At 46.8% G+C, this 7,925-nt stretch carries 6 protein-coding genes; 4 read left to right on the top strand and 2 right to left on the bottom strand.

Annotation, left to right across the window (positions count from 1 at the left end; translation table 11 throughout):
• Nucleotides 1-138 precede the first annotated feature (138 nt).
• Both O3C43_24050 and aroE read left to right on the top strand, forming a co-directional pair.
• On the top strand, nt 139-1,770 hold the full coding sequence (locus tag O3C43_24050) for an ABC-F family ATP-binding cassette domain-containing protein (protein MDA1069559.1): 1,632 nt from the start codon (nt 139-141) through the stop codon (nt 1,768-1,770).
• Nucleotides 1,771-1,820: 50 nt separating this feature from the next.
• A complete protein-coding gene (gene aroE / locus O3C43_24045; protein MDA1069558.1) occupies nt 1,821-2,681 on the top strand; it encodes a shikimate dehydrogenase in 861 nt (286 codons plus the stop codon).
• Between the two features lie 49 nt (nt 2,682-2,730).
• Here the strand turns inward: aroE and O3C43_24040 are convergent, their stop codons facing one another.
• Complete coding sequence (locus O3C43_24040) at nt 2,731-3,114, bottom strand: RNA-binding protein (GenBank protein MDA1069557.1); 384 nt, start codon at nt 3,112-3,114, stop codon at nt 2,731-2,733.
• 239 nt (nt 3,115-3,353) lie between these two features.
• A complete protein-coding gene (locus tag O3C43_24035; GenBank protein ID MDA1069556.1) occupies nt 3,354-5,471 on the bottom strand; it encodes a PQQ-binding-like beta-propeller repeat protein in 2,118 nt (705 codons plus the stop codon).
• Between the two features lie 487 nt (nt 5,472-5,958).
• Here O3C43_24035 and O3C43_24030 point away from each other — a divergent pair, with 487 nt between their 5' ends.
• Both O3C43_24030 and O3C43_24025 read left to right on the top strand, forming a co-directional pair.
• Nucleotides 5,959-6,465, top strand: a complete 507-nt coding sequence (locus O3C43_24030) for a hypothetical protein (protein ID MDA1069555.1) — start codon at nt 5,959-5,961, stop codon at nt 6,463-6,465.
• Nucleotides 6,458-6,874, top strand: coding sequence for an energy transducer TonB (locus tag O3C43_24025; protein ID MDA1069554.1), 417 nt, complete (start codon nt 6,458-6,460; stop codon nt 6,872-6,874). Before O3C43_24030 ends, O3C43_24025 begins: the two co-directional genes overlap by 8 nt.
• The last annotated feature ends 1,051 nt before the right edge of the window (nt 6,875-7,925 follow it).

Raw genomic sequence — 7,925 nt, 5'->3', positions numbered from 1 at the left:
CGAGGGCAAGTTTATTTATCAATCCCTGTAACCATACGCATTATACGCTCTAAATAATTATACCGTGGAGCTCTATGCATCTTCAGATTTTTGAAGATTGATCTCTCCGTATTACGTCCTAGGGTGCTGCGTTTTTAGATGATAGAAGTAAAAGACATATTTTTGCAGTACGGTCCCAAGGTCCTTTTTAACGAGATCTCCACCGTAATAGGAACGCGCGATCGAATTGGCTTGGTCGGTTCCAACGGAGCAGGAAAATCAACCCTTATCAAATTGATTCTTGGGGAGGAGGAAGCGGATAGGGGAAGTATAGGTATTCCCAGTTATGTAACGCTCGGATATCTTCCGCAGGATGGAATCGAAGTTTCTGGCAAGACGCTTTATGAAGAAGTTGAAACTGCTTTTGAAGACATTCTCGCTTTGCAAGGAAAGATCGATGCCGCAGATGAGCGAATGCTTGAAATGGATACTTCCTCGGAAGAGTACTTTGAACTTATCGATATGGTTGGTGAGTGGGAGCACAAACTGGAAGAGCACGAGCCTGAAAAAATGCGCTCAAATATCGAGAAGATGATGCTAGGTCTTGGCTTTTCTATGGGCGATTTGGATCGGGATACAGGAGAGTTTTCCGGTGGTTGGCAGATGCGAATAGCACTTTCAAAGCTTCTCCTCAAGGAGCCATCGTTACTTTTACTGGATGAGCCTACCAATCACCTGGACATTCTTTCCCAGTTTTGGCTGGAGCAATATCTGCAACGCTACGAAGGCTCGATTATGGTCATTTCACACGACCGGGCATTTTTGGATGCTATCACAAACCGCACTCTACACTTGAGTTTGGGTAAAATGAATTCTTATAGCGGGAATTACTCCTTTTATGAGAAGGAAAGCTTGGCCAGAATTGAGCAGCTCCGAAAAGCCCGGGATAATCAGGATAAAGAAATTACACGTCAAAAGGAGTTTATTAACCGATTTCGCTCAAATGGTAAAAAAGCTTCCATGGTCCAAAGTCGCATTAAGGTGCTCGACAAAATGGAGCGGGTCGAAATGCCCAAAGAAGAAAGGAAAATGTATTTTAGATTTCCTGAGCCTCCCGTCGGAAGTGCAAAGGTTATCGAGTTAGCAGGAGTTACCAAATCCTATGGAGACATTCATGTTTTCGATAAGCTTGATTTCCATATCGAGAAGGGTGACCGCGTGGCCATTGTTGGTGTCAATGGAGCTGGTAAATCTACCTTGGCGAGAATTCTTGCCGGGGTTGAGCCCTACCAGGAAGGTGAACGGTCGATAGGAATTAATACAGTGATCGCCTATTTCGCTCAGCAGCAGGCTAATGAATTGAATCCAAACAACACCGTGCTTGAGGAAGTTCAAAAAGCCGCATTTGACGCAAACAACCAAGAAACTAATCCGCGAGCTGTGTTGGGTGCGCTTCTCTTTTCGGGCGACGACGCTTTAAAGAAAACCACGGTACTTTCTGGTGGTGAGCGCAATCGCCTGGCTTTGGCGAAGATGCTCATGAAAAGAGCTAACACCATTATTCTCGATGAGCCTACCAATCACTTGGATATTCGAAGTAAGGAAGTGCTTCAAGAAGCAGTACAGTTATTTAACGGAACGGTTATTCTGGTCAGTCACGATCGGTTTTTCTTGGATCCTTTAGTAAATAAAGTTCTGGAAGTTCGGATGGATGGTACCCGCATGCTGACCTGTAATGTGAGTGAATACATTAAGCGCATCGAAGAAGAAGAATTAGTTAAGGTATCATAGTTAGTAGGTTGGTATTGCATCGGCCAATGCGACTTGCCTACTTTGATTGAATGTCAGAAGATGCGAATTATAAGTCTGAGTTGGTAGGAGTGTTTGGTCATCCCGTTGCTGAAAATCCAACGATTGTGATGATCGAAGCTGCGTTTAAGGATCTTTATCTCAACTGGCGTTACCTCAATATTGAAGTATTGCCCGAGGATTTGGAATCAGCCGTTGCCGGACTTAGATCGATGCAATTTCGGGGAATCAATTTAACGATACCTCACAAGGTAAATGTCCTGGCGTTCTTGGATCGTTTGGCACCAGATGCGAAACTCATGGGGGCTGTTAACACCGTTCGTCGAGAAGGAGATCTTTTGATCGGAGAGAATACCGACGGGAAAGGTTTTTTACGCAGTTTGCGAGAAGACGCAGGGTTGGATCCTTCCGGCAAGCGAGTGGTTTTTCTGGGGGCTGGAGGTGCTGCTCGGGCCATGGCAATCGAGCTGGCACTTGCCGGGGCTGAAAGTATATTAATCATCAATCGCTCGGTGGACAAGGGGGAGTCATTGAGTCGTTTGATTGAAGAAAATACAGCCTGTAAATCCGCGTATCTTCCTTGGACGCCGGGTGTTTCTTTTCCAGCCGATACGGATGTACTGGTTAACGCGACTTCGATTGGATTGTTTCCCAATGTTACTGAGAAGGCAGATATTAACTATGATTGCATTTCCAGAGAAATGGTCGTGTGCGACGTAATTCCGAATCCGCCCAAGACACCGTTTCTAGCTGAAGCCAGTGCCCGGGGGGCTCTGACGTTGGACGGTTTGGGTATGCTCGTGTATCAAGGGGCTATTGGGTTTCGCATGTGGACAGGTCAAGAACCTTCCGTTGAAGTAATGAAGCAGGCCCTTGAGGAGGTATTCCAATAAAAAAGGCCTCCCAAATAGGAAGGCCTTATTGCTTTAAATATTTTTGGGTTTAATAGCGTCGATCTCTGCCACGATCGCCTCCACGATCACCACCACGATCGCCACCGCGGTTTCCGCCACGGTCACCACCGCGATTGAATCCGCCTCTGCCTCCTCCGCCGCCTCCGCCGCCGCCATGGCGGGGACGTTCTTGACGTGGGGTTGCTTCGCGGCAGTTCATATTACGCCCCATGAATTCTGATTCATTGAGTGCTTCAATTGCTTTTCGTGCATCTTCGTCATTTGCCATGGTTACAAAAGCAAATCCACGGGATCTACCTGTTTCACGGTCACTGATTATTTTAGCAGATGTCACTTCGCCAAATTGGCCGAAGGCATCGTTTAAGTCTTGATCTTCTGCCGACCAAGGTAGGTTTCCTACGTATATTTCCATCTTATTAAACAATGCGCCATAGTTGAGAACAGAATCGATTTATGACGCCTAAGATCGCATTCCGCTAAAGAGCATTCAGAGCTCCTTTATTTAATAGGACGATATTGATACCCTAGCCTGAGGCTTAGGCAAGTCTATTTGAAGCCTTTATAATAAGCGTTTCTACTAGGTTCTATCGATGTTTAAGGGCGTTTGTAATTATTTAAACTTCCTCCTGAATCTATATTAATTCCCCTGGATCAGGGCAAAGAAAACGCGACATAGGCGTCGCCGCTTTGAGTACCCAATTTACCACCACCACAAGCGATCACTATATACTGTTTACCATTTACCGCGTAAGTCGCCGGGGTCGCGTATCCGGCGGCGGGCAGTTTGGACTTAAACAACTCTTTGCCCGTACTCATATCGAATGCGCGGAAATGTTCATCGAGGCTGGCTCCGATAAAGAGGACCCCTCCTGCCGTGATAACCGGGCCACCGTAGTTTTCCGTGCCTGTGGGTGGAATCCCCTGGGCGGTCAATTCCTCAAATTCGCCCAGCGTGGTTTTCCAGACATACTCCCCGGTATTCAGGTCGATGGCATTCAGAGTTCCCCAGGGAGGTTTTACAGCTGGGTAATCATTCGCCGTTTTCCATTTGTTGTAACCGGTATGCCCGTAGCTGGTAGCAATAGTTGTCTGTCCGGATTGGCGGTCGACCGAGCCCGACTCGGCTTCTTCAAACAAGTATTTGATAACCGCGTCCAAATCTTTTTCTGCAAGAAACCCAAAGGAAGGCATAATCCCTGCGCCTTTTTTAATCTTTTCCGTCACCGCTGCCGGGTCCAATTGTTTTTCCGCCAACTTTTCCAAAGTCAGGGGCGGGATCGTGGTCCCCTGGTTTTCGCTGCCAAGGCGATCCTGGCCATGGCAGGCCGAGCACATTTGCAAGAAAACCCGTTCCCCATTGGTGGCTCCGCCCGCGGCGTTAACCATGGTCAGAATCCATGGCATTTCGTTACTGTTAACATAAAGGATCCCGTTGGGGTCCACGGCCTGGCCACCCCATTCCGCTGCTCCATCAAAGCCAGGAAAAATCAGGGTTCCCTGCACACTGGGTGGAGTGAAGGGCATGTGAGGCCTTAAGCGGATAAATCGGTCCTGCAGTTCTTTCCGTTGATCCGGAAACAAATCATTGAGCAAGTCGTAACCGAGAACTTGCCGGGCAAACGGCTCTGGTTTGGTGGGAAGCGGCTGGGTGGGCCACGCTTGCTCGCCTACCAGATCCGATGAAGGGTAGGGGCGTTCTTCAATGGGAAAGAGCGGTTCACCGGTTTCCCGGTTAAAGACAAAGACGTGTCCCGACTTCGTGGACTGCGACACCGCCGGAATCTCTTTTCCATCCCGTTTGATCGTAAGCAAGTTTGGCGGTGTTGGCAGATCCCTGTCCCACAGATCGTGATGCACAAATTGGAAATGCCAGACCCGTTTGCCGGTCCTGGCATCCAGGCAGAGCAGGGTATTGGCAAACAGATTTTGTCCCAGTCGGTCGCCTCCATAGAAATCGGCGGAGGCGGAACCGGTCGGGCAATATACAAGTCCGCGCTCCTCATCGACCGCCATGCCCGTCCACACGTTGGCTCCGCCGCTCTTCAGGTAGCCGTCTTTGGGCCAGGATCCGTAACCGTATTCGCCGGGATGAGGTATCGTGTTAAACCGCCAGACTTGCTCACCGGTAATCACATTGTAGGCCCGAATATGCCCGGGAGGTGCGGGCAAAGCTTCATTCAGGCGACCTCCTAATATAATCAGGTCGTCATAAATCACGCCCGGGGTATTGGACAAGAAATAGAGATCATCGACCTCACGTCCCAGACCCTTGAGTAAATTGATGCGTCCCTTGTCTCCAAACGATGGGATCACCTTACCCGTTTTTGCATTTATGGCATGCAGGTAATTTCCCGCCCCCATCAGGATGCGTTCATCCTTCCCTTTTTTCCAATAAACCAGTCCCCGGTTTACACCCAGAGAGCTTTTGCTTTCACCAACGCCAAATGGATCGTATCGCCACAACTCTTTTCCCGTCGCCGCATTCAAGGCAAATAATTCGATTTGCGGGCTCGTGCCGAATAACACCCCATCTACAATCAACGGATTACATTGAATCTGTGACCGGTTGTCTGCAGTTGCCCCTCCTGAGTTATACACCCACGCAACTTTCAACCGATTTACATTCTCCGGTGTTATCTGATCCAATTCTGAATACTGGCTGGAAGCCTTGTCACCCAAATAAACAGACCAATCGTTGTCAGCGGCCCCTGACGTTACAAAGGGTAGTATAGTCAATAGGTAAACGAGTGTCTTACAATTTCGCATCATAAATTTAACTGTTGGAGTAGATCAAAAACCAAAAGGAATTTCACGACACACACCATCTAATAAATCCCTGAAGTTTATGAAAATTCATACAAAACCTTCCCGGTAGGTCGTAGAATCAGTTGTTCCACATCAAATGTGATCCGCAAAAAGTCATCCCGGCGAAGCTAATGGAACGATCCCCCTCCGCGAGGAACCGCGGGTTCACCGAATGGTTAAAGATGAGCCATCCGGTGAATGTTAGCCCGTTTGCTGGTCGATGTTACCGTAGAGAAAGTCCTGAGAGGCAGCGGGTGAAGGAACGATTATTTGTCAATATCCAAGACATGACCTCTTCTGCCTTCTCCCAAGACATGACCCCTTCTGCCTTCTCCTTCTGCCTTCCTTTGCATCGGGTGAGGCGGCACAAAGAGCTATTAATAATACGCTGAGGCTAGATGACAGACAGTTTGTAAAATTCGATAATGCTGGAAATGTTGACAAGGAATTGTTGAATAGTACAGAAACCGATAGTGGTAATTTTTCCTCGCTCAAGCAACTCGTGAATGACGACAGAAATTTCGTGGTTAATGTCGGTGAAAGTTTCACTTTTATGAATTCGGATGGTGAATTAACCGAAGAACAGTTTCGACCAATTACTACAGAGGAAAATGGACGCAGAACGGGGAATTTTGGAATCACCTTACCTCCTGCGGAAGCTGCCCTAAAGTCTGAGATACCTAGGTCACCTGACGACTCAATTATCATCGCCATCAACAGTGGTTCGACCGAAGAGGAGCAAGCAGAAACGTTATCGCACGAAGGATACGGTCACGCATATCTATATTCGCAGGGAAAAGACGATGAACATGATTATGTAAATGAGTTTGATTCGGATTCTCCTCCCGGGCAGCTTAATTTTATTATGGTAGAACGAAACGAAGAGCTTGGAAAAGCTATTAATAGAGCTGTCGAAGAAACTAAACAAAACATGGAGGAAGCGCGCAAAGATGAATAATAAATCTATTTCAATTTCTGTTATTATTTTGCTGTTTTTTTGTTTTTATTGTGAAGGTTTAGGCGACCCAGGCTCCTCTCAAGAGGGAACAAGACCTTTTTTATATTTTGAAGTTGATGAACTGCCTAGGTTTGGAAAAGAGAACAATTCATTGTTAGAGTATGTTTATAGAAACATGAAGTATCCCGGGCGTATGCTCTCAAAAGGAACCGTAGTGGTTTCTTTTACTGTTACGAAGGATGGAGATGTTTGTGATGTGTTGGTTATAAAGAGTTTGTCTGAAGAATCTGATAATGCCGTAATTGGTGCTCTTAAGATGATGCCGAATTGGGAGCCGGGTAGCCTCAGGGGGCAACATGTTGATGTAATGATGTTCCTACCAATTCGTTTCAAACCACCAGGGTTGTAAGAAAAGCAGAAAAGAGGAAGCCAGGAAGATGACATGGGGCAGGACGAAATGACGTGGCAGGACGAAATGACGTCGGGTCTTGACTCTTGACAAACGAAGATCCTGACCGCGAACTTTTTTCCTTTGAGGACAGCCGAAGGGGGACAGCCGAAGGGGTGGGACAGCCGAAGCAGAGGGAGTATGGCAGAGGGAGTATGGGGTCATATCTTGGATCTCGACAATTACTTTTCGACCTGCTTCCTAAAAATATCCCGACGGAAGTTACCGCGGTTGATTACGTGATAACAGGCTCCCTCATACTCCACTCGTGCTTTTCTCGCCATGGAGAAAGGAAAAAAGCAAATCAAAGCTGCTTGTCAGTATCCAAGATATGACCCCTTATTTCTTCCCTTATTTCTTGCCCCTTGTCAGTATCCAAGATATGACCCCTTATTTCTTGCCCCGGCCCATATCCTTGCAACTGAAGAGAAACATAGAGGCAAAAATAACAAATGCTGAAAGAATCTTTTTCATACAGGGTGCTCTTTTCTGGCTTACTATTGATTTTTTTTACTAGAGCGCATTCTGAACAGAATGACGAGGAGCTGTATGGAATATCCAAGGAAAAATGTAGCGAATAACCTCGCAACAAGAGTTATTGAGAAAAATGGAGGCCGTCCTCCATACAATGATTCAAAGCTATTTGCATTCAGCGCATACATGATCCAATGCAACCCAAAGGATAGTCCGATTAAACTTAAGATTAAAGCAGACTGCTTTTTAGCCGTAAAAGTTATGATTAATAAGCCAATTAAATGGATAGGATCTAGTGATAGACCAGCAGCTTGGGCGAGTATAGTCACAGCTAGTTCTGGGAAAGAAACAAACAAACCAAAAACAAGGAGGATAGACAGGATAAGGACCAACAAATGAACTTGGATCAATTGTCCCCATGGGCGTTGCGGTTTTCCCTTAACATTAGCTGGTTGATCCATTTGAATATTCGTAACCGTTCACGGCGTCTTTTTATCCACGTTTCCGCCCGCCGCATGCGGAACCGCGTAGGGATTGG

The sequence above is a fragment of the Verrucomicrobiota bacterium genome, assembly GCA_027622555.1.
Lineage (GTDB): Bacteria > Verrucomicrobiota > Verrucomicrobiia > Opitutales > UBA2995 > UBA2995.
This window is presented reverse-complemented; position numbering and strand designations above follow the sequence as displayed.